Genomic DNA, 21,869 nt, shown 5'->3' with positions numbered 1-21,869 from the left:
ATAATTGCAAAAGCTGAAAAACAACCTGAGGGAGATTTTTAAAAAAACTTTCTATTATAATGCGTTATCGCCTTATAGTTGTATTGCACCCGAACCGGCGGGCCGGGACATAGTCTCACCAATATTAACCGGCACCATTGAGGAGTGAATAAAGAAATTCGGCGTTAGCTAATTCAATTTAAGACCAATATCCGACTGACCCGAATGAGAGTAAGTGAAGGGAAACAGGATGAAACATACTTTCAAATTCATTAGCATTGCAGCAGCCGGCTTGGCTCTTTCGACAGCTCCGGTTGTCTCCGCGACGAAAACGGCCGTTCTCTCGGTTTCTGCCACGGTCGACGATACGTGCATTATCGCAGCCGCCCCCGGACTGGCCTTTGGCACTGTCGATGGTGCGGCAGTAACCAACGAAACAGTTGCCGGTGAGATCACTGTATCCTGCACCACAGCCAAAACCGGTCTTACATTGACCATGGGCGGCAGCACCAACAAGAGCGGCACCCAACGGCGCATGTTCAACGGTCTGACCGGATATCTGCCCTACTCGATCCACTCCGACAGCGGCCACACAACTGAAGTGGGTATCGACGAGCAGTTCGGCGACGCATTTGCCGTGACGGCGGGTGCCCCGCAGACTTTCAGTGTGTACGGTCAGGTGCCCGCAGGTGACTACGTCCAGGGCGTTTACGCAGACACCATTACCGTCACATTAACATATTAAAGCCGGATTAACCGGCTCAAAAAATGAGCAGAAAAATGATAAAATCAAACCTATTTCTGGCGGGAGCGCTGTTCGCGCTTCTGCCGGGGGGCGCCGAAGCGCAAGCGCTTTCGGTCTCCCCCACCAAACTGGAAGCCGCCAACGGTGCTCGCCAGACCACCCTGACCGTAAAAGCCAAAGGCAGCGGCACATCGATCGTGCAGATGCGCGTCATGGCATGGAAGGAAGGCAGTGATCCGTCAAAGCTCAAGGCAACCCGTGATGTGGTAATCAGCCCACCTGCGGCCAAACTCGGGCCCCGACAGGAACTGACAGTTCGCATAGTTCGCACCAAAAAACGGGCTGTGCGCAAACGGGAATGCTACCGGGTTCTGGTAGACCGTCTTCCTGACCGCCGGACCAAAGGGCAAATGGTCAAGCTGCAAGTACGGCACTCGCTACCTCTGTGTTTTACTTCTTAGGATAAAACTCCTGCGGTTTGTCACCTCAAGACAGGATGGCTCTTACCACGACATGCGACTTTTGCATAAATTCTTTCTGGCTTCCACGGCTCTGGGTTTCACGGGCAGTTTTGCGTTGGACCAGACAATATCGGCAGATCTCGAAATCACTGCGGAGATCGACGGTTCAGGAGCGCCGTTTGAACTGGTGCCCCCGCCGCAGGATACTCCCCTGTTCCTAGAGGTGTTTGTGAACAGTAAACCGACCCAACTGGTTGCAGAGTTTACACACCACACCGACAACCGGTTCTCGTCTCCCCGTTCCGAACTTGAGGAGGTGGGCATCCGCCCGCCCCTCGGTGTCTCCAAAAACGTTTATCTAGACAGTATCGAAGGCCTGACTTTCCGCTATAATATGGAAGCGCAGGCCATTTATGTAAGCGCGCCTTACAAATCCCTGTTGCCCACGGTTTCTTCCGCACGCCGGACACCCGAGATGATTGCTCCCGAACGCAGCTACGGTGCGGTGGTGAACTATGCCCTGACTGCAAATCTGGGACCGAATTCCGGCAGCTCGGGTCTGCATTTCAGAGGCTATTCCGGTTCTCTGAGCGGTTGGGTCTTTGCCCCGTTCGGCGCCCTCTCCAGTTCCGGCTTTTTCAACTCTCCGGGCGGCTCCTTAAGCACGCCGGATTTCATCCGGCAGGAAACGAAGCTTGAATTCAACAACGTCAAACACGCGCTCAGCCTTTCATTTGGCGATTTCCAAAGCTCCTCCGTGTCATGGAGCCGCCCGATCCGCATGGGAGGAGTACAGTTCCGCCGTGATTTCAGTTTGCGCTCCGATATTGTCACCGAGCAGCTTTTTTCTTTTGAGGGTGCCGCCGCGGTGCCATCCACAGTTGATGTGTTTATCGAAAACAACCGTGCCTATTCGGGGTCAGTCGGTCAGGGGCGCTTCCGGTTGGAAGATGTGCCCTTCTTTACAGGGTCTGGTGATGCCGTTGTGGTGATCCGTGATTCAAACGGTAACGAACGATTACAGGAAGTCTCATTCTTCGCGGCGCAGAATCTCGTCAAGGCGGGAACATTTGATTTTTCCCTCGAAGCGGGGAAACCAAGAGAGGCCTACGGCCTGAAAAGTAATGAATATTCGTCCGACACTGCTTATTCGGGAAGCCTCAAGTACGGCTGGAATGAAAAGCTGACACTGGAAGCCCATCTGGAAGGCAAAAGCGATCTGGCGATGGGGGGGATCGGGTTTACCACTGTTCCTTTTGATAAAGCCGAGTTCAGCCTTTCCGCAGGGATGAGCCGTTATAAAGGCGACACCGCAGCCTTTGCCCAGACCAGCCTGCGTACGAAGATCCGAAATGTGGACATTCAATTTAACGTTCTGCGCTCCGAGCCCGGGTTTGCCGATCTGGCTTATGCAACGGGCGTGGATTATCTGGGGGAAAGTACCATTGCTTCCGGGGCCTCCCTTCTGGAATTCCCGATCGCACGCGAGGTGTTGTCACTTGGCGTGCCTCTGTTCAACTCTGAACAGGATGTCGGCCTCAGCCTCGTGCGCTCGAAAAGGGCAAGCTCCGAAGATGTTATCTTGTCAGCCTCCTACGCCCGCAGTTTGGATTTTAACGACAGTTCCATCAGCTTGTTCGGCTCTCATAATATCAAGAACGATAATACCCGCCTTGCCATTAACTTTGCCATGCCCCTGAACAAGAAGAACCAGCTGCGCACCTCTGCCGCCACTGATGCCGATGGCGACCTTCATACAGCCGTGTCTCTTTCCCGTCCGCTGGGCGACGGAGTGGGCGATTACGGTTATCAGGCCCAGATCGACAACAATAGCAAAAACCGTTTCGCCAATGTGCGCGGGTCTTACAGAACACGTTTTGCCAAGCTTAGCGGAGAGGTGTTCCGCTCCGGTTCTTCCACATTCGCACGCGTAAGCGCCGAAGGCTCTGTGGTGCTGGCCGGAGGCAAACTGGCCGCTGGCAATATCATTAATGACAGTTTCGCCATTGTCGATGTTGGCGCCCCGAATGTAGATGTGAACCTGCAAAACCGCCCGGTCACGAAAACCGGCCGGTTCGGACGGGCACTGGTCACCGGACTGGCATCATACCGGCGCAACCGTGTATCCATCGATACGGACCAACTGCCCGAAGATGTGGTGCTGAACGCCTCTGCCATGGAAGTGATACCGGCACGGCAATCCGGCACACTTGTCAGTTTTGCCAGCGGCGGGGGAGATGCTGCCCTGCTTACGCTGGTCGATACGTCCGGTGCCCCTGTCCCGGCCGGATCTGCTGCCTATCTGAATGGAACGAAAGCCGAATATTATGTCGGTTACGACGGGCTTGTCTGGGTGGAAAACGTAAAATCAAACAACGAAGTACGTGTGACGACCGAAGGAAACGACTGCATTGTGACCTTTGCCTACCGCCCCACCGACGAGATTCAACAGTCCCTTGGTCCTTTGACGTGCAGATGATGACATACTCCCCCTTAAAAACCCTCGCCCTTTTAATCGGGCTGCTGATCCAAACGACCCATGTCGAGGCAGCGACCTGTAGCGCTTCAATCTCGGACATAAATTTCGGATCAATCTCTGTACGCGCTGGCGCTGTTAACGAAACATCAGGAACGGTTAACGTCACTTGCAGCGGCGTGGTCGGCGCATTGATCGGTATTTGTATCAGGATCGGTCCAGGCGGGGGTGGTGCCGCCCCGAGCAACTCTCCCCGCTATATGCGAAACAGTTCCGGCGGGGCATTAAACTACGAATTACGCCCGATCGGAAACAGTGCGGTCAATGGCACTTGGAACGAAGTTTATGTCAATATACCCGTTGTGCTTGGCAGTGCGTCGGCCAATATTCCGGTCTACGCAAGCATCACATCCAACAGTGTTGCTGTAGATACAGGGGCCTATACTTCTGTTTTTTCCGGTGTGTCGGACGCTTCTATCACATATGGCCTTCTGTCTTGCGGTCTGCTTGGGACAGAAGTGGGCATTCCGGAATTTGCGGTCTCTGCGGAAGTCGTGCCAAGTTGCGAACTGGATGTGACGGCTATGGATTTCGGCAGCCTGCAAACGCCCATTGCCAGCCCCGTAGATGAAACAGCCACGGTAAATGTGCGCTGTACCAATGCCACGGACTACTCGGTTACACTGGATCAGGGGCTCGGCGGAGGCACCGGGCCTACGGACCGGCGTATGAAGAACGGCAGTTACGAACTGAGCTACGGGCTATACCGCGATATAGCCAGATCGGCTCCTTGGGGATCTCTGGCCAGCAATGATGTGGATTCGACAGGTATCGGAGCAAACCAGTCCTTCACGATCTATGGACGCATCCCTGCGGGACAACCGGCCTACTACGGCACCTATACTGACAGTGTGGTCGTCACGGTAAACTACTAGCCCGCTGGCCGGTTCATCCCTGATAGTCCCTTGGACGCAGCCCGTAACGGGCCAGCCTGTCATACAGCGTCTTTCGCGGCAGCCCGAGCTGCTTGGCGGCTTCTGCGGCTTTACCGTGAACACTGCGCAGGGTGTTTTCCAGAACCAGCCTCTCGTGTGTTTCCATCTGCTCGGCAAGCGTCGGGTTCCCCGCAGCATCGCCTTGCGGGTCTGCCATGAACCGGTTCGCATAATCCCGCAGCTCTGCCAAATTCCCCGGCCAGTCGCGCGACTCGATCTCGGCCAGCGTAGCTGCCGGAATATCGGGCATTTCGGCATTGGCGTAGCGCACCGCATGGCGCAAGAGCACCTCGAAGATCACGCCGAGATCGCTGCGCCGCGCTGCCAGATCGGGCACCGCCACCGTGATGCAGTTCAAACGATCCGCCACTTCGGGCACTGAATGTTCGGCCGAGCCGATAAACCGCAGTTCGGGACGCTGTTCTACCTGTGAGATCACGCAATCCAACTGGCTGTAAGAGGCAAGATGCACACGCTTCACGGACAGATCAACCGCACCGTCCTCGATTTTGAAACCGGCAGGATCAATCTCCGGCGTCCGCACCAACACAAAAGAATCGCGCCCCTCGGACATGGCGAAAATCGTGTGGGCGGCCAGTTTCTTGCCCGCCCCCTCCGGCCCGACCAGAAGGATGTGACGACCGCTGTCCGCCGCACGGCGCAGGGCCTCTCGGAAATCACGGCTGGCGGGGCTGTCGCCGGGAAAATGGACCGAAGCCGGATCGCTCCGAAGCATCTTCTGCTCCATCCGCCTTGTGTGCAATACCAGTTCGCGGTGGGCAAGTGCACGGTTCAGCACACCGACAAGATGGGAGGTTTCACAAGGTTTCTCCAGAAAGTCATAAGCCCCTTCCTTCATCGCGCGAATGGCCATCGGCACGTCGCCTTCACCGGTCAGCATGACCACTGGCAGATCCGCGTCGATACTCTGGGCCAGCGCAAGGATTTCGAACCCGTCCTTATCCGGCATCCGGATATCTGTCAGAACGACTCCGGCGAAATTGGCCCGCAGGGTGCGACGCGCCTGAACGAAATGGGCGGTCGAGATCACATCTATCCCCTCCAGATCCAGCGTCTGCGCCAAAGAGGCCCGCAAAGCATCGTCGTCCTCGATCAACAAAACCTGACGTTTCATTCCGCACCTCCGGCCTTTTTCAATTCCACACAAAACTCCGCCCCGCCTTCGGGACGGTTCCGACAGCTCAGCTTGCCACCAAAAGTACCTATAATTCCGTAAGAGATCGACAGGCCGAGCCCCAGCCCCTTGCTCGCGCCCACATCTTTGGTGGTGTAAAAGGGTTCAAATACGCGGTCCGGTTCAATGAGCCCGCTGCCTGTATCGCTGACCCGCAGCCGCACCCTGCTGCCGTCGCCCGAGTGCTCTATCGTCAGGGACAGGCGTTTGACAGGTTGGTCGCGCATCGCATCCATCGCGTTACCCATCAGGTTGACAATGACCTGCTGCAAGCGCACTGGCCCGCCCGAAACCATTACCGGAGACTGCGGCAGGGCAGTTTCCACCGTAATACCCTCTTCTCGCAACCGCCGTTCTGCCAGCCGCAGGGCGTCATGGACCACTGCGACCAGATCAACAGGCTCCACACGTTCGGATTCATTACGGGCAAAGCCGCGCAGGTTCTTTATGATCCGGTTGATCCGGTCCACCTGCACAGTGATCTGGTCCAGATTGTCCTGTGCCTCGGCAATACGGTCCCGCTCTATCAGCTTGATCCCGTTGGAAGCAAAGTTGCGGATCGCGGCAAGGGGCTGGTTCACTTCATGGCTGATGCCCGCAGACATCTGACCAAGCGCCGTCAGCTTGCCTGCTTGCACCAGTTGGTCCTGTGCCTGCCGCAACTGGGCAGTCCGTTCGTCCACACGCGCTTCCAGCCGCGCGTTGGCGGCAGCCTCAACAACCAGCCGCTCAGACAGCCTCCGCCGCCGCTGGCCAAGAGCGACCAGTCCGGCCCCTATAAGCCCCATAATTGCAAGCGCCAGATACCCGAGCACACGGGCGTTCTGGGCGGCATCCTTCACGTTCAGATAAACCCGCGTGGTCAGATCCAGACGGGGCAAAAACTCTGACAGCACCATGGCCTGTTCGGGCATCACCCCCGTTGCGCCAAAACGCTGCAACCTGTGACCGAACCAGTTGCTTTCCTTATACTCATAGAAGGGCTGCACCACAGAACGGGGGTAGATGCGGGCAGCCGATGGCGGAAACTCTCCGAGCCCGTCACGACGTAACACCAGTTCAACACGGTTGGATAAAAAGACCACGTTGAACGCATCGAGAAACGCGACAACAGTCTCGTCGACTTCCCATTCAAACTCCAACTGCTCGACATCCGCACGCACCACAACGACGCCGCTGGGTGGTGCCACCCCGTTAATAATTCCACGGGCAAAGAAAAAGTCGCGCCCGCCGTCTTTGGGCTCGAATGCATGGTCGACGCCAAGCCCGCCCGTCAGCGCACGCCGCACATGGGCCGTTTGCCCCAGATCATCCCCGACCCGCGCGCCGTTTTCTTCCAGATCGGAAGCGGCGAGCACCCGACCCGTCCGGTCCAGCACAAGGATTTCCTCAGCCCCGACTGTCAGGGCTGTGGTCTCCAGAAAGTCATGGGCCCGCGCCGGATCGGTCTCTCCTGTCAAAACGCCGATAACAACCGGATGGCGGGCCAGAAGGTTGGGCAATTGCTGGAACCGTGCCAGTTGCGCCAGTACGCGGTCCGACGCCTGATCAAGCTGCACCGCGCCCGTGCGCGACAGTTGGTTCAGGTTCGCCCGATAGGCCAGCGCGAACACGCCAGCCGCCACAAGGACCGCGACACCACAAAATGCCAGCACAGGGAATAGTCGTCTCAAAGCGGACCCCTCAGGTTGCCATCCACAGGCAGGTGAATCGCCCGCCCCGACGCGCCGCCCGTTGGAACCGCTACGGCGCGAAGCTGTCCGAGATTTCGCACAAATCACCGAAAGGGCAAAGTGCTAAATCTTAACCCCCGAAAATCAAACCGTTTTTCCGAAAGCTAAAAAACCCTTTGCGCAAACATCCGCTGATCGTTTCCCTACAGTTGGCCGGATTACGGTCCGACAGATATCCATTGGGAGGAAACCATGAAGACTTTCTTGAAAGCGGCCTGCGTTGCAGCCGTTGCTCTTGTGCCATCCATCGCCGCTGCTGCCTGCGAAGAAGGCGAAGTGGTCGTAAAATTCGCACACGTAACAAACACTGACAAGCACCCCAAAGGGATCGCTGCATCCCTCCTCGAAAAACGCGTGAACGAGGAAATGAACGGCAAGATGTGTATGGAGGTCTTCCCGAACTCCACACTCTATGATGATAACAAGGTTCTCGAAGCCATGCTTCAGGGCGATGTGCAACTGGCTGCACCTTCCCTGTCTAAGTTCGAGAAATTCACCAAACAGTTCCGCATTTTCGATCTGCCGTTCATGTTTAATGACATGAAAGCCGTGAACGCCTATCAGGCTTCTGATGCGGGTCAGGCCATGCTGGATTCCATGCAAAAGCGCGGCCTGCAAGGGCTGGCCTACTGGCACAACGGCATGAAGCAAATGTCCGCCAGCAAACCGCTGCTGCTGCCCACAGATGCAAACGGTCTGAAGTTCCGTGTACAATCTTCCGACGTGCTTGTTGCGCAAATGGAAGCCATCGGTGGTTCCCCGCAGAAGATGAAATTTGCCGAAGTTTATGGTGCGCTGCAAACCGGCGTTGTAGACGGTCAGGAAAACACTTGGTCCAACATCTACGGCAAAAAGTTCTTCGAGGTTCAGGACGGTATCACCGAAACCAACCACGGCATCATCGACTATCTGCTGGTAGCCTCTGTTGACTGGCTGGACGGTCTGGACGCTGAAGTGCGCGACCAGTTCCTCACCATCGTTGGCGAAGTAACCGAAGCCCGCAACTCCGAAGCTTATGCCGTGAACCAGGCCGCCAAACAGTCCGTGATCGATGCCGGTGGCACCGTGCGCGAACTGACAGCCGAACAACGCGCAGCATGGGTTGAAGCGATGAAGCCGGTTTGGGCGAAGTTCGAAGGCGATGTCGGTGCGGATAACATCGAAGCAGCCCAGAAGATCAACATGTCCATGACAAACTAAGACCTGTTGCGGGGCGGGCCTGTGTTGGCCCGCCCCTTTTTTGTCCTAAAATCTCGGGAGGATTTGCACATGTCACAGAAAGCTCAAAGCTGGACGGACCGTTTGGAAGAAACGCTGATCGCGTCTATCCTTGGCCTAATGACAGTGGTGACATTTGCAAATGTTGTCGCGCGCTACGGGTTCAACTCGAATATTCTCTGGGCGGTAGAATTCACCGTCTTCCTGTTCGGCTGGATGGTGCTGCTCGGCGCGTCCTATGCTGTCAAAATCAATGCCCATCTGGGCGTGGATGCAATTCTGAACATTGTGCCACCGAAGGCGCGCAAAACACTCGGGATGATCTCGGTAACCGTCTGCATCATCTTCTCCTTCCTGCTGTTAAAAGGCGCCTGGGACTATTGGGCCAATTTCGCCAACCTTCCCGCCACGACCGGCCGCTGGTTTCCCACCGGATTTGAAGAAAAATTCCGCGGCAAAGGCTGGTACGAAACCGACGATGTGCCAATGCCTGCCATTCTGGGTTTCATGGAAAACCTGTTCAACGATGGCGACGAATACGAAAAACTGCCCCGTCTGCTGCCCTATATGGTGCTGCCGATTTCTATGGCCCTGCTGCTGTTCCGCTTTTGTCAGGCGGGCGTGAAACTGTGGCGGGGAGAAATCTCCATGCTGATCGTCAGCCATGAAGCCGAAGACTCTGTCGAAGACGCCGCCCAATACGTGAAGGACAATTAATCATGGAAGTCATTCTTCTCTTTGCCATGGTGATTGGCCTGTTGCTGATCGGCGTGCCTATTGCCGTGTCTCTCGGCTTTTCTTCGGTGCTGTTCCTGCTGTGGTTCTCTGACAGTTCACTCGCATCTGTCGCCCAGACCCTGTTCAACGCCTTTGAAGGGCATTACACGCTGCTGGCCATTCCCTTCTTCATCCTTGCGTCCTCTTTCATGTCCACGGGTGGCGTGGCGCGACGGATCATCCGGTTTTCCATCGCTTGTGTCGGGCATTTCCACGGTGGTCTGGCGATTGCGGGTGTTTTCGCCTGTATGATGTTTGCCGCTCTCTCCGGTTCCTCCCCTGCCACTGTAGTCGCCATCGGCTCCATCGTGATCGCAGGGATGCGGCAGGTGGGTTACACCAAGGAATTTGCCGCCGGTGTGATCTGTAACGCCGGCACGCTTGGCATTCTGATTCCGCCGTCCATCGTGATGGTGGTCTACGCCGCGGCGGTAGAGGTTTCGGTCGGTCGCATGTTCCTTGCCGGTGTGTTTCCCGGATTGCTCGCCGGTATCATGCTGATGATCGGCATTTACGTGATGGCCCGCGTCAAAGGTCTGCCCAAGGGCGAGCGCGCCGCTTGGTCCGAACGCTTAGCCGCCGCCCGAGAGGCCGGTTGGGGCCTGTTCCTGATCGTCATCATCCTCGGCGGCATCTACGGCGGTATCTTCACACCGACCGAAGCCGCAGCAGTTGCTGCGATCTACGCATGGTTCATCGCCAGTTTTGTCTACCGCGACATGGGTCCACTGGCCACGGCAGAGGGGCAAAACAACACCTCGCTGCTGAAAAAGCCACAAGCGCTGTTCACGGCGATCTGGCACAGGGATACGGTGGACACCCTGTTTGAAGCGGGCAAGCTGACTGTGACGCTGCTGTTTGTGATCGCCTGTGCGCTGATCCTGAAGCATGTTCTAACCGACGAACAAATCCCCCAGCAGATCACCAAGGCGATGCTGGCCGCCGGACTTGGCCCTGTCGCCTTCCTGATCGTGGTTAACGTGATCCTACTCATCGGTGGCCAGTTCATGGAACCCTCCGGCCTGCTGGTGATTGTGGCACCGCTGGTGTTCCCGATCGCCATCGAACTTGGCATCGACCCGATCCACCTTGGCATCATCATGGTGGTGAACATGGAAATCGGTATGATCACGCCGCCTGTAGGGCTCAACCTGTTTGTGACCTCCGGCGTGGCCGGAATGCCGATGATGGCGGTGGTGCGTGCGGCACTTCCTTTCCTTGCCATCCTCTTTGTGTTCCTGATCATGATCACCTACATCCCGATCATTTCGACCTTCCTGCCAAATCTGGTGATGGGTCCGGAAATGATCACCAAATAGCTGCCGCGACGGCAAGCTTGCCCAAACGCGCCCTGCGCGGCTAAGCCTCCGGCCACCCAACCGGAGGCTTTTTCATGTCCGCAGTCCTGCAGGAGTTCCTCGACCACCTGTCCCCCCGCGTCACCGGCACCCTGCAAGGCAGTGCCAAACTGGTGATACGCGACCATGGCAGCGTCCACCTGACAGATCAGGGCGCGACCCTTTCGGATGCCCAAGCAGACGTCACACTGACCGCAACGGAACAGACCTTCCGCAATATTCTGGACGGCAGCCAGAACCCCGCGATGGCCTTTATGTCGGGCAAGCTGAAAGTGGATGGTTCCAACATGCGCGCTTTGAAGGTCTCCGAAATCCTCACCAAAGCCTGATCCGCAACGGCTCCATTTTCGGCAAATATCCCCGCGCGGAGCGCATTTCTGCACCCCGCACCGAAAACTTGTCCATTTGGTCAGGAAAAACGAAAAAAAAACTAGAGATGCAGCAACAAACCCGCTAGCGTTGCTCTTTATCTTCGATCCAACAGGGACAAAGCCCAAATAAATGATCCTGAATTTCGGCTCTATAAACCTCGATCTGGTCTACCGAGTGCCCCACCTTCCGGCAGCCGGAGAGACACTCGCCTCCAGCTCGTTTGAGAAATATCTCGGCGGCAAGGGCATCAACCAGTCCATTGCGGCGCACCGCTCCGGCGCGCAGACGCTGCACCTCGGGTGCCTTGGTCCGGACGGGGACTGGCTGCGCGAACAGATTGACGGTTTCGGTTTGTCCACTGACGGACTGCGCACTGTTGCCACCCCCACAGGCCATGCGGTGATCTTTGTGGATGACAAGGCGGAAAACCAGATCGTCCTGTTTGGCGGCTCCAACCAAGCCTTTACCACAGACCAGTTCGAAGCAGCGCTGGCACAGGCCGATCCCGCCAAAGACTGGATCTTGTGCCAGAACGAAACAAACGCGGTGCCGGAAATGGCCCGCATGGCCAAGGCGAAGGGCCTGCGGGTTGTCTATTCCGCTGCACCTTTTGATGCGGATCACGCGATCCCGATGCTTGACCATATTCACCTTCTGGCGGTGAACGAAGGCGAAGCCGCAGCCCTGCAAACCGCCCTTGGCACAGACCTCCAGTCTGTCGGCCTACCCTATCTGCTGATCACCAAAGGCTCCAAGGGCGCGACCCTTTATGCGGACGGCCGGCAATTCGACCAGAACAGCTTCGCTGTAACTCCGACAGACACCACAGGCGCAGGTGATACGTTTCTGGGCGCTTTCGTGGCAGAGCTGTCGGCCACTGACGATCCCGCCAAAGCCCTGCAATTCGCCGCGGCCGCGGCCGCGGTTCAGGTGACACGCGCAGGGGCCGCCCCTGCGATCCCGACCCGCGAAGACACCCTGTCCTTCCTGAAAGCCAACACATGACACATAAGATCCTTATCGACACCGACCCCGGCATCGACGATGCAATGGCGATCTTCTATGCCGCCCTGCACCCGGAAATCGAGATTGTCGGCATGACCAGTGTTTTTGGCAATGTCACAACGGAAATCGCCGCACGGAATGCCATCGTGCTCGCAGAACGGGCCGGGCAGGAAATTCCGGTGGCCGTCGGCGCGGGCAAACCGTTGGTGCAGACGCCAAACCCTGTGTCGGATTATGTGCACGGGGCCGAAGGCTTTGGCGACATGCCCGCCCAAGAAATTACCGCGCGTCCGGTTGACGAACCGGCCCATGAATTCATCTGTCGCCTGATCAACGAAAATCCGGGCGAGATTACGCTCTGCCCGATTGGTCCGCTCACAAACATCGCGCTCGCCTTGCGCCACGACCCGACCATCGCGGAGAAGGTCAAATCCGTCGTGATCATGGGCGGCGGGCTGGAGCGGGGCAATGTATCCGCCTATGCCGAGGCCAATATCTGGAACGACCCCCACGCCGCGGATGAGGTCTTTGCCGCCCACTGGCCGCTGACCATGGTCGGGCTTGATGTCACGACACAGGTTGTCTGTGACAAGCCGGATTTCGCCGCAATCGCTCAGGCCAGCCCGAAACTTGGCGGTTTCCTGAACGAAGCGGTCCAGTATTACGTGAATTTTTACGAGACCCACCACGGGATTTCAGGCTCGCAAATGCATGACCCTACGGCAGTCATTGCCATCACAGACCCCCAGTATTTTACCATTGAAAACCACGCGCTAGAAGTTATCGTGGAAGGTGATCGCATAGGCCAGACAATACGTTCTACCGATCCGTCCCGACCAAAACACAAGGTGCCCATGGGCGTGGATATTGATGGTGTGAAACGCCGGTTTCTAACAATGCTACAAACCGGCTCTTAAAACAGGAGAACTCCCATGACAGAATTCGCCGTACTCGCCGTCAGCCCGTCCGATCCGGACGCACCGGAAAAATTCGCCAAATCCCTGCGCGAAACCGGTTTTGCGGTGATCAAGGACCACGACATCGACATGTCCGAAATCGAAGCCATGTATGATGTCTGGCCGGATTATTTCGCCAGCGACGACAAGCTGAAAGACGCCACCGATATGGGCGATCCTTCTGGCTATTTCGGTTATAAATCCGAGAACGCCAAAGGCGCGGCCCAAAAAGACCTGAAGGAATTCTATCACGTCTACCAGAAGAACGACCTGCCCGAAGGCGTCTCCGAGGTGACAAAGAACTTCCACAACAAGATGGTCGGCATGGGCAAGATGCTGCTCGGCTGGCTGGATCAGGTCACACCGTATGACGTCAAGCAACAGCTTTCCATGCCGTTTCAGGATATGATCAAGGACAGTGAAAGCCACCTTCTGCGGGTTCTGCACTATCCGCCCCTTCCTGATGACGTTCAGCCGGGCGAAGTGCGCGCAGCAGCCCACGGCGATATCAACCTGATCACCCTGCTGGTGACAGGATCGGAGCCCGGCCTTCAGGCACAGGACGTGAACGGCAACTGGCACGACATTCCCTGCGGCACCGGCTATATTAACGTCAATGCAGGCGACATGCTGGAGCGGGCGTCTCGCAACTATTACCCGTCGACCATCCACCGTGTGGTAAACCCGCCAAAACAGGAAAACAAATCCCGTTATTCCCTGCCGCTGTTCATGCACCCGCGCCCTGATGTGCAGCTGGATCACCAGACAGCCGGAGAATTTCTGGAAGAAAGACTGAAAGAGATCGGCCAGCGCAGCTAATCCTACGCCCAAGGCCGTTACAAACCCAAAGGCACCCCTGCGGTGCCGCCAACAAGGAGACTTCAATGAAAAAAGTACTTACAACGGTACTGGCTGGTGCATTTACAGCCGTATCCTCTTTCGCAGTGGCCGAGAGCCACGGCGATTTCAAACCCGCCGTTATCTACGATATGGGCGGCAAATTCGACAAATCCTTCAATGAAGGCGTTTATGCCGGCATTAAAAAGTTTCAGGATGAAACCGGCGTTGAGGTGATGGAATTCGAAGTCACCAACGAAGCACAGCGCCAGCAAGCCATGGAGAAAATGGTTCAACGCGGTGCGACTGTTGTTCTGGGCGTAGGTTTTGCACAGGCTGACGCGATTTCGGCTGTGGCTGCGGCCAACCCCGATGTGAACTTCTCTATTATCGACGTGTCGTGGCTGGATCACCCGAACCTGCGCCAGTATGCGTTCAAAGAAGAAGAAGGCTCTTATCTGGTCGGTGTTGCAGCAGCTATGGCTTCTGAAACCGGCACGGTCGGCTTTGTCGGCGGTATGGACATTCCTTTGATCCGCGCTTTTGCCTGCGGGTATGAACAAGGCGTTAAGGCCACTAAAGACGACGCGAAAGTGTTGCAGAACATGACCGGTACAACTCCGGCTGCATGGAACGACCCGACCAAAGGGTCCGAACTGACGCAAGCCCAGATCGACCGCGGCGCGGATGTTGTCTTTCAAGCTGCCGGCGGGACCGGTGTTGGCGTAATTCAGGCCGCAGCGGATGCGGGCAAACTGGCCATCGGCGTGGATTCCAACCAGAACTACATGGCTCCTGGTAACGTGCTGACGTCCATGCTGAAGCGTGTGGATGTGGCTGCCTACGAGACCATGAAAGACGCCATGTCAGGTGATTTCGAGACAGGCGTTCGCCTGCTTGGTGTTGCCGAAGGTGGCGTTGGCTGGGCGCTGGACGAATACAACGCCGATCTGATTACACCGGAAATGAAATCCGCGATCGATCAGGCCGCAGCTAAGATCACTGCGGGCGAAATCAAAGTGCACGACTATCGTTCCGACAACACCTGCAAAATGTAATCCAACAACAATAACGGGGCGGCCCAAGGGCCGTCCCGTCCCCGCCCCGAATTTCGTTTACGCTCTTGACCAAGAGCCTAAACGCAAGCCGGGCAAGGCAACGATCCGGATCAACAACAGGCCTTCAACAGGGTGAGGGACAGATATGAATACTGCGCTGGAGCTGAAAAACGTCAGCAAGTCATTCGGCTTGGTAAAAGCCAACAAGAACATCAATCTTGCTGTCGAGGCCGGTTCCATCCACGGTATTATCGGGGAAAACGGCGCTGGCAAGTCCACCCTGATGAATATCATCTACGGGATGCACCGTGCAGACAGTGGCGAAATTCACTTTGGCGGGCAGCATGTGGATGTGCGTTCCTCTGCGGATGCCATCGAACACGGTATCGGAATGGTCCATCAGCACTTTATGCTGGTCCCGACATTTACCGTCCTTGAAAACGTTATGCTGGGCACCGAAGGCGGTTTGATGCTGCGCGACGGTCGCGGCGCGGCACTGGAACGGCTGCTGCACCTGTCCGAAACCTATAATCTCAAGGTGGACCCTCATGCGCTGGTGTCCGATCTGAACGTGGGTCAGCGCCAGCGGGTAGAGATCATCAAGGCGCTGAAAGGCGGCGCAAAGGTGCTCATCCTCGATGAACCCACAGGCGTTCTTACCCCACAGGAAGCAGACCAGCTTTTTGAAATTCTCAAGGTTCTGCGTGATGACGGAGTGTCCGTCCTGCTGATTACCCATAAACTGTCCGAGATCATGGACATCACCGACACCGTGTCGATCATGCGTCAGGGCGAAATGGTCGGCCACCGCAAGACATCCGAAACTTCACCGCAGGAACTCGCCGAACTGATGGTCGGCCGGGAAGTGCTGCTGGAAGTGGACCGCAAACCGGCCAAACCCGGCGAAGTGCGGTTTTCGGCCAAAAACCTCGGCTACACCAATGCACAGGGCGTGGTGGAACTGGAAGACATCAACTTTGAAGTGCGATCCGGCGAAATCCTCGGGGTGGCTGGAGTATCCGGCAACGGCCAGACGCAACTGATGGAAACCCTTGCCGGTATGCGCCACCTGACCAGCGGCAGCCTAAACATCCTTGGCACAGAAGTCACAGCAGCCGACCAGACAGACCCGCGCATCATCCGTGATCTCGGCGTCGGCCATATCCCCGAAGACCGCCACACCCACGGGCTGGTGCTGAACTTCGAAGCGCGCGAAAACATGATCCTCGGCTTTCAGGACACCGGACTTGCAGGGGATGGCAAACTGTTTGATTACACAGCGATCCAGAAAAACTGCGAAGACAAAATGGCCCATTATGATGTGCGCCCGCCGAACCCGCGTCTGAATGCCAAGAACTTTTCAGGTGGCAACCAACAGAAAATTGTCATCGCACGGGAATTTTCCGCCAACCCCGGCGTGCTACTGGTAGGCCAGCCGACCCGCGGCGTCGACGTAGGCGCGATCGAGTTCATTCACAAACAGCTGCTGGAACTCCGCGACGCGGGATGTGCGATCCTCCTGGTCTCGGTCGAACTGGACGAGATCATGTCCCTGTCGGACCGCATCATGGTGCTGTGTGACGGGCAGAACGTTGGCATCATCGACAGCGCCAAAGCAGACAGACAAACCCTTGGCCTGATGATGGCCGGTCAAAGACAAGAGGCCGCCGCATGAGCACGCCAACTCCCCCCCTTCCCCGCTGGGCAGACCTGATCCTGCTTCCGATCATTAACCTCTTCGCCGCGTTTTTCATCTGCGGGCTGATTGTGCTCGCCATCGGGGAAAACCCGATCGAAGCACTGGGCGTGATGATAAAGGGCGCATTCGTCTATTCTGGCGGTTTGGGCTACACGCTGTTTTACACCACGAATTATATCTTCACCGGATTGGCCGTCGCGCTGGCCTTCCACTGCATGATGTTCAATATCGGCGGTGAGGGACAGGCCCTGATCGGCGGTCTTGGCGCTGCGCTCGCCTCTTTCGGTCTCGGAGTATACCTGCCCGCACCACTGGCGATTCCGCTGGCTGTGCTGGGCGCCTTCATCGCAGGCGGCATCTGGGGCGTTATTCCGGGGTATCTACAGGCCAAACGGGGCAGCCATATCGTGATCACCACGATTATGTTCAACTTTCTGGCGGCATCCCTGATGGTCTATCTTCTGGCCGGACCGATGCTCGAAGCGGGTCAGCAATCCCCGCAAACGGCCCGATTGGCTGAAAGTACGCTGCTGCCGAAGATGGCAGATATGCTGCGGCCACTGGGGATCAATATTACCAGTTCACCTTTGAATGCGTCCTTTCTGATCGCCCTTGGCGCCATGGCGGTGTTTTATGTGCTGGTCTGGCACACACGACTTGGCTTCAATATCCGCTCGGTGGGGCAAAATCAGGAAGCTGCCCACTACGCAGGGATCAATGTGGCGCGCACCATTATCATTACGATGGCCATTTCCGGTGGCTTCGCCGGATTGCTTGCCACCAATGAAATCCTCGGGTTCAATCACAAGGTGGTGCTGAACTTTACCGCCGGATACGGCTTTACCGGAATTGCTGTGGCCCTGATGGGACGCAACCACCCCATCGGTATCTTCCTCGCAGCCCTTTTGTTCGGGGCGCTAACACAGGGCGGCGGCGAGCTGGACTTTGAATTTCAATCCATCACCCGCGAAATGGTGCTGCTGATACAGGGGATGATCATCCTCTTCTCCGGTGCGCTGGCCTATATGTTCAACCCGCCACTGGCGCGGATGATTGCGAAATTTGTTGCACCGAAGGATCCTGCGAATGGCTGATTTCCTCTACCAACTGCTGCTGTCTTTTGATGCAACACTGCGGATTGCAACGCCTTTGATGCTGTGCGCTATGGCAGGTATCTTCTCGGAACGCTCCGGCATCGTAGACATTTCGCTGGAAGGTAAACTGCTGTCCGGTGCCTTTGTCGCCGCCACTGTGGCCGCGCTGACAGGCTCGGCCTGGCTCGGCCTTGGCTGTGCAATGCTGGCGGGGATATTTATGTCCCTGATCCACGGCTTCGCCTGTATCACCCACAAAGGCGATCAGGTTGTCTCCGGCGTGGCGATCAACATTCTGGCCAGCGGGCTGACCATCGTACTTGGCATTGCATTATTCAAACGGGGCGGGCAAACGCCATCGCTGCCGCGGGAAGACCGTTTCACCCCGATAGAATGGTGGGGCGTGGATATGATGGACAGCGTGCCGGTCCTTGGCACCATCTACCGCCAGCTTATCTCGGGCCACAACATGCTGGTCTATGTGGCGCTGCTCGCCGTGCCACTGACGGCTTTTATCCTTTACCGCTCCCGCTTTGGTCTGCGCCTGCGTGCCGTGGGTGAAGTACCCGAAGCTGTAGATTCCGCCGGTATCTCTGTCACATGGCTGCGCTACCGCGCATTGATCGTGGGTGGCGCCCTCTGCGGGATCGCTGGTGCATATCTGTCCATCGCACAGGGCGGCAACTTTGTGCGCGAGATGTCCGCCGGCAAGGGCTATATCGCTCTGGCTGCAGTGATCTTTGGCAACTGGAAACCGCTCAGCGCCTTTATGGCCTGTCTGATGTTCGGCTTCCTTGAAGCGGCCACCACCCGTCTCGAAGGCGTGGCCCTGCCCCTGATCGGAGAGGTGCCAACGCAACTGATGCTGGCCATGCCCTATGTGCTGACAGTTCTGCTGCTGGCAGGTTTCATCGGCAAACCGCGCCCACCCGCAGCTATCGGAAAACCCTATCACAAATAGGGCAGGCCACCGGCCTACCCTTTCATCCGTGCACGGGTCTTTTCATCAAGCATGGGCCGCAACTCCTGCAACAACGGATGGCCCTCCATGTATTGCTGCCCGTAATCCAGATTGAACCCGTAGTCGAAATCCGCCGGATTTTGCCCCTGCGTGTGCTGGAGAATGGTCTCCAACTTGTCGAGCCCTTTTATCAGGCGGGCTTCGGGGCTGGCGGCATTTTCATATTCGTCCCAAAGCTCCAGCAAGCCATCAGCCTGCGCAGACGACAACCCTTCCAGCAGGCTGGCAAAATCCGCCCGCTCTTGGGCGCTCTTATCGCCTGCCTGTTCTGTTGCGGGTATGTCCCCCGAAACGGCTTCCCCCAGATCATGCAGCACTGCCAGCTTTAACAGGCGGGCAATGTCGAGCCCGCCGCACTGGTCCTCGAACAGCACGACCCACAGACACAAGCGCCAAGTGTGGGCCGCTGTGCTCTCCGGCCGCCCCTCCCCCGTAAAACCCGAGCGGAACACATCCTTCAACGCCTCCGCCCGCTCCAGAACTGCAAGCCGCGCCGCAGCCTCAGACCGCTCCACAATGCGCCCCAGTTTCAATGTTCCCCAAATACTCAAACATGCCGGACATTCGGATCAATCGGCCCTTTGGGCAGGTTCAAAGCCCGCTCCAGCGCCAGCCCGACCTGCAAGACCAAAGCATCCCCTTTCGGCGGTCCAACCAGTTGAATACCAATCGGCATGCCGGTTTTTGTAAAGCCCGCAGGCAGCGCCAGCGCAGGCAGTGCGGCCGTCGTAGCAAGGAAGGAAAAGCGCAGCCACTCCACGTAATCGCTCAGTTCCTGACCGTCCACAACGGTCGGATATTCCTGCTCCACCAAAGTCGGCTCCAGCCCAACAACAGGGATCGCCAGCACGTCGTGGTCCGACAGAAACTCCCGCATCTGGTGATAGACTTCGGTGCGCCCGCGCTGAGCGAGATAGATGTCATGGCTCGACTGGTTGACCCCCACGTCGATATTCTCCCGCAAGGTGCGTTTGAAATGCTTCTTCACCTCATCCGGAACGAAGTTGTTCACAGCGCCATAGTGCATCCCGCGCAAGGCAACATAAGTATCATAGAGGGCAGGCATCTCGGGACAGGCTTCTTCCACCCGCATACCGGCGCCCTCGGCGGTTTTCATTGCGCTCTCCAGAATGTCTCGGATTTCCCGTTCCACTGGCGCAAAGCCGCCCTGATCGGGGCTGAAGGCAATGCGGATATCCTTCTTTTCCTGCTTCAGGGAGTCCTGAAACGAAACTTCCGGTGCGTGCAGGCTGAGCGGCATCCGCGGATCAAAGCCCGTCATTGCATCCAGAAACAGGGCCACATCTTCTACATCTCGCGCCATCGGCCCGTTTATTCCCTCGTTCAAAAAAGCCGCCGGACCGGGACCACCCCCCGCACGCCCCGGTGTCGGGCGGAACCCGCAAACCCCGCAGTAGCCTGCGGGCGTGCGCAGTGATCCGGCCAGATCGGAACCGGAACTCAGCCATGTTTCCCCCGCCGCCAGAGAGGCCGCCGCCCCGCCCGAAGAACCACCGGCATTCTTACGGGTGTCCCAAGGGTTACGCGTGTACCCGAAAACCGCATTGAAAGTATTTCCGCCTGCACCGAATTCAGGCGTATTGGTCTTACCTGTAATCACCGCGCCGCGGTTTTCCATCATCTCTACAAACGGGCTGCTGGCGGGTGAAACATAATCCTTCATACCCAGCGTCCCCATTGTGGTGACGACACCTCCCACTTCGTTCAGATCCTTGATCCCGACAGGCAGACCGCCCAGCCAGCCCGGATCGCTCTGATCCGCGTTTCCGGCAGTTTCTGCCTGCGCATAGGCCCGTTCGCGGCACTGGGTCACTGTGGCGTTGATGGCCGGTCCAACCGCATCAATCCGCGCATAAGCAGCATCAAGCAGTTCTTTTGGGGACACCTCCTTGCGCTTCAACATTCCCACCACCTCGCGTGCGGATTTCGCGCAAAGTTCCGGTCCGGTGAATTCAGCCATTGTCTTACCCTCCTGATATTTCGGCTAACTGTGCAAAGCCTGACAAACTCTGTCCACCGCAAAAACATCCCTGCCGTGCCGGATGACCCCACGCGTAAATTCTGCATTCGATTGCATTATTCTTTTGCGCTCGGGGGCCACCCCGCTCTAGGCTCGTCAAAGCAGCAGCCGCCGCCGGCCGACAGGGGAGTGTCACCGGTGTGCGAGGGAGGAGGAACCGTTGCGACAGACCCCGAAATCCATGTGGTCTCTGGAAACGCTGGGCCGTACCCGGCTGTCGCGCTATTTTTTCCTGCGCGATTTCATGCATTCCGAAATCAGCGCCTTTTACGGTATTCCCAACATTCCCGAAAACCCCGACGCTGTCATAGCGGCTGGCAAGGCGCTGGCGACGAAGCTGCTTGATCCGCTGGTGGAAACCTTCGGTCCGGTTGCAATCCGCTCCGGCTATCGAGCGCCCGCGCTGAACAAATTCGGTAATGACAACAAGCTGAATTGCTCACGCAATGAAGTTAACGCAGCCTCGCGGATCTGGGACAGGCGCGACAGCGAAGGCCGAATGGGGGCTTGCGCAACCATCGTGATTCCGTGGTTTGCAGACCAATATGATCAGGGCCGCGACTGGCGCGATCTGGCCTATTGGATTCACGATCACCTCCCCTATCACGAACAGTATTTCTTCCCCAAACTCGCCGCGCTGAACCTGACATGGCGGGAAAATCCCGAACGCCGGATACTCAGCTACATTGCCCCTAAAGGCACTCTGGTTCCTGCCGGTAAAGCGCCTGACGAACCTCCGGCACAGCGCCGGAAGAGATATGCCGATTTTCCGCCGTTTCGCGGCATCACTTACCCGCCCCTGACAGCGCCCGATCGCTGGCAGCGGAAGTCAATTAATGAATAAGGATC

20 protein-coding genes are annotated in these 21,869 nt (G+C 57.1%); 16 read left to right on the top strand and 4 right to left on the bottom strand.

What is annotated here, in order from left to right:
- Window positions 1–229: 229 nt before the first annotated feature.
- The 4 genes from C0U40_RS02565 to C0U40_RS02550 are packed head-to-tail and all read left to right on the top strand — an operon-like array spanning window position 230 to window position 4,596.
- Window positions 230–724: a Csu type fimbrial protein gene (locus tag C0U40_RS02565; protein WP_101654177.1), complete on the top strand. Its 495-nt coding sequence runs from the start codon at window positions 230–232 to the stop codon at window positions 722–724.
- A gap of 35 nt (window positions 725–759) precedes the next feature.
- Window positions 760–1,185 (top strand): fimbrial biogenesis chaperone, encoded by a 426-nt coding sequence (locus C0U40_RS02560; RefSeq protein WP_180957599.1) that lies wholly within the window; start codon window positions 760–762, stop codon window positions 1,183–1,185.
- A 52-nt stretch (window positions 1,186–1,237) separates the two neighbouring features.
- Window positions 1,238–3,664 (top strand): fimbria/pilus outer membrane usher protein, encoded by a 2,427-nt coding sequence (locus C0U40_RS02555; protein ID WP_101654175.1) that lies wholly within the window; start codon window positions 1,238–1,240, stop codon window positions 3,662–3,664.
- A complete protein-coding gene (locus C0U40_RS02550; RefSeq protein WP_180957598.1) occupies window positions 3,664–4,596 on the top strand; it encodes a Csu type fimbrial protein in 933 nt (310 codons plus the stop codon). The genes C0U40_RS02555 and C0U40_RS02550 overlap by 1 nt, the downstream gene beginning before the upstream one ends.
- A 13-nt stretch (window positions 4,597–4,609) precedes the next feature.
- Here C0U40_RS02550 and C0U40_RS02545 read toward each other — a convergent pair whose 3' ends face one another.
- Complete coding sequence (locus C0U40_RS02545) at window positions 4,610–5,791, bottom strand: sigma-54-dependent transcriptional regulator (RefSeq protein ID WP_101654173.1); 1,182 nt, start codon at window positions 5,789–5,791, stop codon at window positions 4,610–4,612.
- Window positions 5,788–7,524 carry a sensor histidine kinase gene (locus C0U40_RS02540; RefSeq protein WP_145991878.1) on the bottom strand — a complete coding sequence of 579 codons (1,737 nt, stop codon included), beginning with the start codon at window positions 7,522–7,524 and terminating at the stop codon, window positions 5,788–5,790. The genes C0U40_RS02545 and C0U40_RS02540 overlap by 4 nt, the downstream gene beginning before the upstream one ends.
- 252 nt (window positions 7,525–7,776) lie before the next feature.
- On the opposite strand from C0U40_RS02540, the gene C0U40_RS02535 reads away from it, so the two are divergent.
- From C0U40_RS02535 to C0U40_RS02485, 11 genes are all read left to right on the top strand, one after another.
- Window positions 7,777–8,784, top strand: coding sequence for a DctP family TRAP transporter solute-binding subunit (locus C0U40_RS02535; protein ID WP_101654171.1), 1,008 nt, complete (start codon window positions 7,777–7,779; stop codon window positions 8,782–8,784).
- A 69-nt stretch (window positions 8,785–8,853) separates the two neighbouring features.
- Window positions 8,854–9,519: a TRAP transporter small permease gene (locus C0U40_RS02530; protein ID WP_101654170.1), complete on the top strand. Its 666-nt coding sequence runs from the start codon at window positions 8,854–8,856 to the stop codon at window positions 9,517–9,519.
- 2 nt (window positions 9,520–9,521) lie between these two features.
- Complete coding sequence (locus tag C0U40_RS02525) at window positions 9,522–10,898, top strand: TRAP transporter large permease (protein WP_101654169.1); 1,377 nt, start codon at window positions 9,522–9,524, stop codon at window positions 10,896–10,898.
- Window positions 10,899–10,972: 74 nt separating this feature from the next.
- On the top strand, window positions 10,973–11,266 hold the full coding sequence (locus tag C0U40_RS02520; protein WP_101654168.1) for an SCP2 sterol-binding domain-containing protein: 294 nt from the start codon (window positions 10,973–10,975) through the stop codon (window positions 11,264–11,266).
- Window positions 11,267–11,438: 172 nt separating this feature from the next.
- On the top strand, window positions 11,439–12,314 hold the full coding sequence (locus tag C0U40_RS02515) for a ribokinase (protein WP_101654167.1): 876 nt from the start codon (window positions 11,439–11,441) through the stop codon (window positions 12,312–12,314).
- Window positions 12,311–13,231 (top strand): nucleoside hydrolase, encoded by a 921-nt coding sequence (locus C0U40_RS02510; RefSeq protein WP_101654166.1) that lies wholly within the window; start codon window positions 12,311–12,313, stop codon window positions 13,229–13,231. Before C0U40_RS02515 ends, C0U40_RS02510 begins: the two co-directional genes overlap by 4 nt.
- A 15-nt stretch (window positions 13,232–13,246) precedes the next feature.
- Complete coding sequence (locus tag C0U40_RS02505) at window positions 13,247–14,089, top strand: isopenicillin N synthase family dioxygenase (RefSeq protein ID WP_101654165.1); 843 nt, start codon at window positions 13,247–13,249, stop codon at window positions 14,087–14,089.
- Window positions 14,090–14,154: 65 nt separating this feature from the next.
- Window positions 14,155–15,165: a BMP family lipoprotein gene (locus tag C0U40_RS02500; RefSeq protein WP_101654164.1), complete on the top strand. Its 1,011-nt coding sequence runs from the start codon at window positions 14,155–14,157 to the stop codon at window positions 15,163–15,165.
- A 145-nt stretch (window positions 15,166–15,310) separates the two neighbouring features.
- The gene (locus tag C0U40_RS02495; RefSeq protein WP_101654163.1) at window positions 15,311–16,840 is read left to right on the top strand and encodes an ABC transporter ATP-binding protein; all 1,530 of its coding nucleotides are present in this window, start codon (window positions 15,311–15,313) and stop codon (window positions 16,838–16,840) included.
- Window positions 16,837–17,958: an ABC transporter permease gene (locus C0U40_RS02490; protein WP_101654162.1), complete on the top strand. Its 1,122-nt coding sequence runs from the start codon at window positions 16,837–16,839 to the stop codon at window positions 17,956–17,958. Before C0U40_RS02495 ends, C0U40_RS02490 begins: the two co-directional genes overlap by 4 nt.
- The gene (locus tag C0U40_RS02485) at window positions 17,951–18,919 is read left to right on the top strand and encodes an ABC transporter permease (protein WP_101654161.1); all 969 of its coding nucleotides are present in this window, start codon (window positions 17,951–17,953) and stop codon (window positions 18,917–18,919) included. The genes C0U40_RS02490 and C0U40_RS02485 overlap by 8 nt, the downstream gene beginning before the upstream one ends.
- A gap of 14 nt (window positions 18,920–18,933) precedes the next feature.
- Here the strand turns inward: C0U40_RS02485 and C0U40_RS02480 are convergent, their stop codons facing one another.
- The gene (locus C0U40_RS02480; RefSeq protein WP_101654784.1) at window positions 18,934–19,494 is read right to left on the bottom strand and encodes an HD domain-containing protein; all 561 of its coding nucleotides are present in this window, start codon (window positions 19,492–19,494) and stop codon (window positions 18,934–18,936) included.
- Between the two features lie 32 nt (window positions 19,495–19,526).
- Window positions 19,527–20,960, bottom strand: a complete 1,434-nt coding sequence (locus tag C0U40_RS02475) for an amidase (protein ID WP_101654160.1) — start codon at window positions 20,958–20,960, stop codon at window positions 19,527–19,529.
- Window positions 20,961–21,201: 241 nt separating this feature from the next.
- Between C0U40_RS02475 and C0U40_RS02470 the strand changes: the two genes are divergently transcribed.
- Window positions 21,202–21,864 (top strand): hypothetical protein, encoded by a 663-nt coding sequence (locus C0U40_RS02470; protein WP_101654159.1) that lies wholly within the window; start codon window positions 21,202–21,204, stop codon window positions 21,862–21,864.
- Window positions 21,865–21,869 lie beyond the last annotated feature (5 nt).

This window comes from Neptunicoccus cionae (assembly GCF_002860325.1).
In the GTDB taxonomy this organism is placed as follows: domain Bacteria; phylum Pseudomonadota; class Alphaproteobacteria; order Rhodobacterales; family Rhodobacteraceae; genus Amylibacter; species Amylibacter lutimaris.
Note: the sequence above shows the minus strand (reverse complement) of the source record. Positions and strands in the feature narration are given on the sequence as shown.

Excerpts from the sequence above, each read along its gene's own strand:
- C0U40_RS02565 (WP_101654177.1), top strand. The coding sequence starts at position 230 with ATGAAACATACTTTCAAATTCATTAGCATTGCAGCAGCCGGCTTGGCT.
- C0U40_RS02560 (WP_180957599.1), top strand. The coding sequence starts at position 760 with ATGATAAAATCAAACCTATTTCTGGCGGGAGCGCTGTTCGCGCTTCTG.
- C0U40_RS02555 (WP_101654175.1), top strand. The coding sequence starts at position 1,238 with ATGCGACTTTTGCATAAATTCTTTCTGGCTTCCACGGCTCTGGGTTTC.
- C0U40_RS02550 (WP_180957598.1), top strand. The coding sequence starts at position 3,664 with ATGACATACTCCCCCTTAAAAACCCTCGCCCTTTTAATCGGGCTGCTG.
- C0U40_RS02545 (WP_101654173.1), bottom strand. The coding sequence starts at position 5,791 with ATGAAACGTCAGGTTTTGTTGATCGAGGACGACGATGCTTTGCGGGCC.
- C0U40_RS02535 (WP_101654171.1), top strand. The coding sequence starts at position 7,777 with ATGAAGACTTTCTTGAAAGCGGCCTGCGTTGCAGCCGTTGCTCTTGTG.
- C0U40_RS02530 (WP_101654170.1), top strand. The coding sequence starts at position 8,854 with ATGTCACAGAAAGCTCAAAGCTGGACGGACCGTTTGGAAGAAACGCTG.
- C0U40_RS02525 (WP_101654169.1), top strand. The coding sequence starts at position 9,522 with ATGGAAGTCATTCTTCTCTTTGCCATGGTGATTGGCCTGTTGCTGATC.
- C0U40_RS02520 (WP_101654168.1), top strand. The coding sequence starts at position 10,973 with ATGTCCGCAGTCCTGCAGGAGTTCCTCGACCACCTGTCCCCCCGCGTC.
- C0U40_RS02515 (WP_101654167.1), top strand. The coding sequence starts at position 11,439 with ATGATCCTGAATTTCGGCTCTATAAACCTCGATCTGGTCTACCGAGTG.
- C0U40_RS02510 (WP_101654166.1), top strand. The coding sequence starts at position 12,311 with ATGACACATAAGATCCTTATCGACACCGACCCCGGCATCGACGATGCA.
- C0U40_RS02505 (WP_101654165.1), top strand. The coding sequence starts at position 13,247 with ATGACAGAATTCGCCGTACTCGCCGTCAGCCCGTCCGATCCGGACGCA.
- C0U40_RS02500 (WP_101654164.1), top strand. The coding sequence starts at position 14,155 with ATGAAAAAAGTACTTACAACGGTACTGGCTGGTGCATTTACAGCCGTA.
- C0U40_RS02495 (WP_101654163.1), top strand. The coding sequence starts at position 15,311 with ATGAATACTGCGCTGGAGCTGAAAAACGTCAGCAAGTCATTCGGCTTG.
- C0U40_RS02490 (WP_101654162.1), top strand. The coding sequence starts at position 16,837 with ATGAGCACGCCAACTCCCCCCCTTCCCCGCTGGGCAGACCTGATCCTG.
- C0U40_RS02485 (WP_101654161.1), top strand. The coding sequence starts at position 17,951 with ATGGCTGATTTCCTCTACCAACTGCTGCTGTCTTTTGATGCAACACTG.
- C0U40_RS02475 (WP_101654160.1), bottom strand. The coding sequence starts at position 20,960 with ATGGCTGAATTCACCGGACCGGAACTTTGCGCGAAATCCGCACGCGAG.
- C0U40_RS02470 (WP_101654159.1), top strand. The coding sequence starts at position 21,202 with ATGTGGTCTCTGGAAACGCTGGGCCGTACCCGGCTGTCGCGCTATTTT.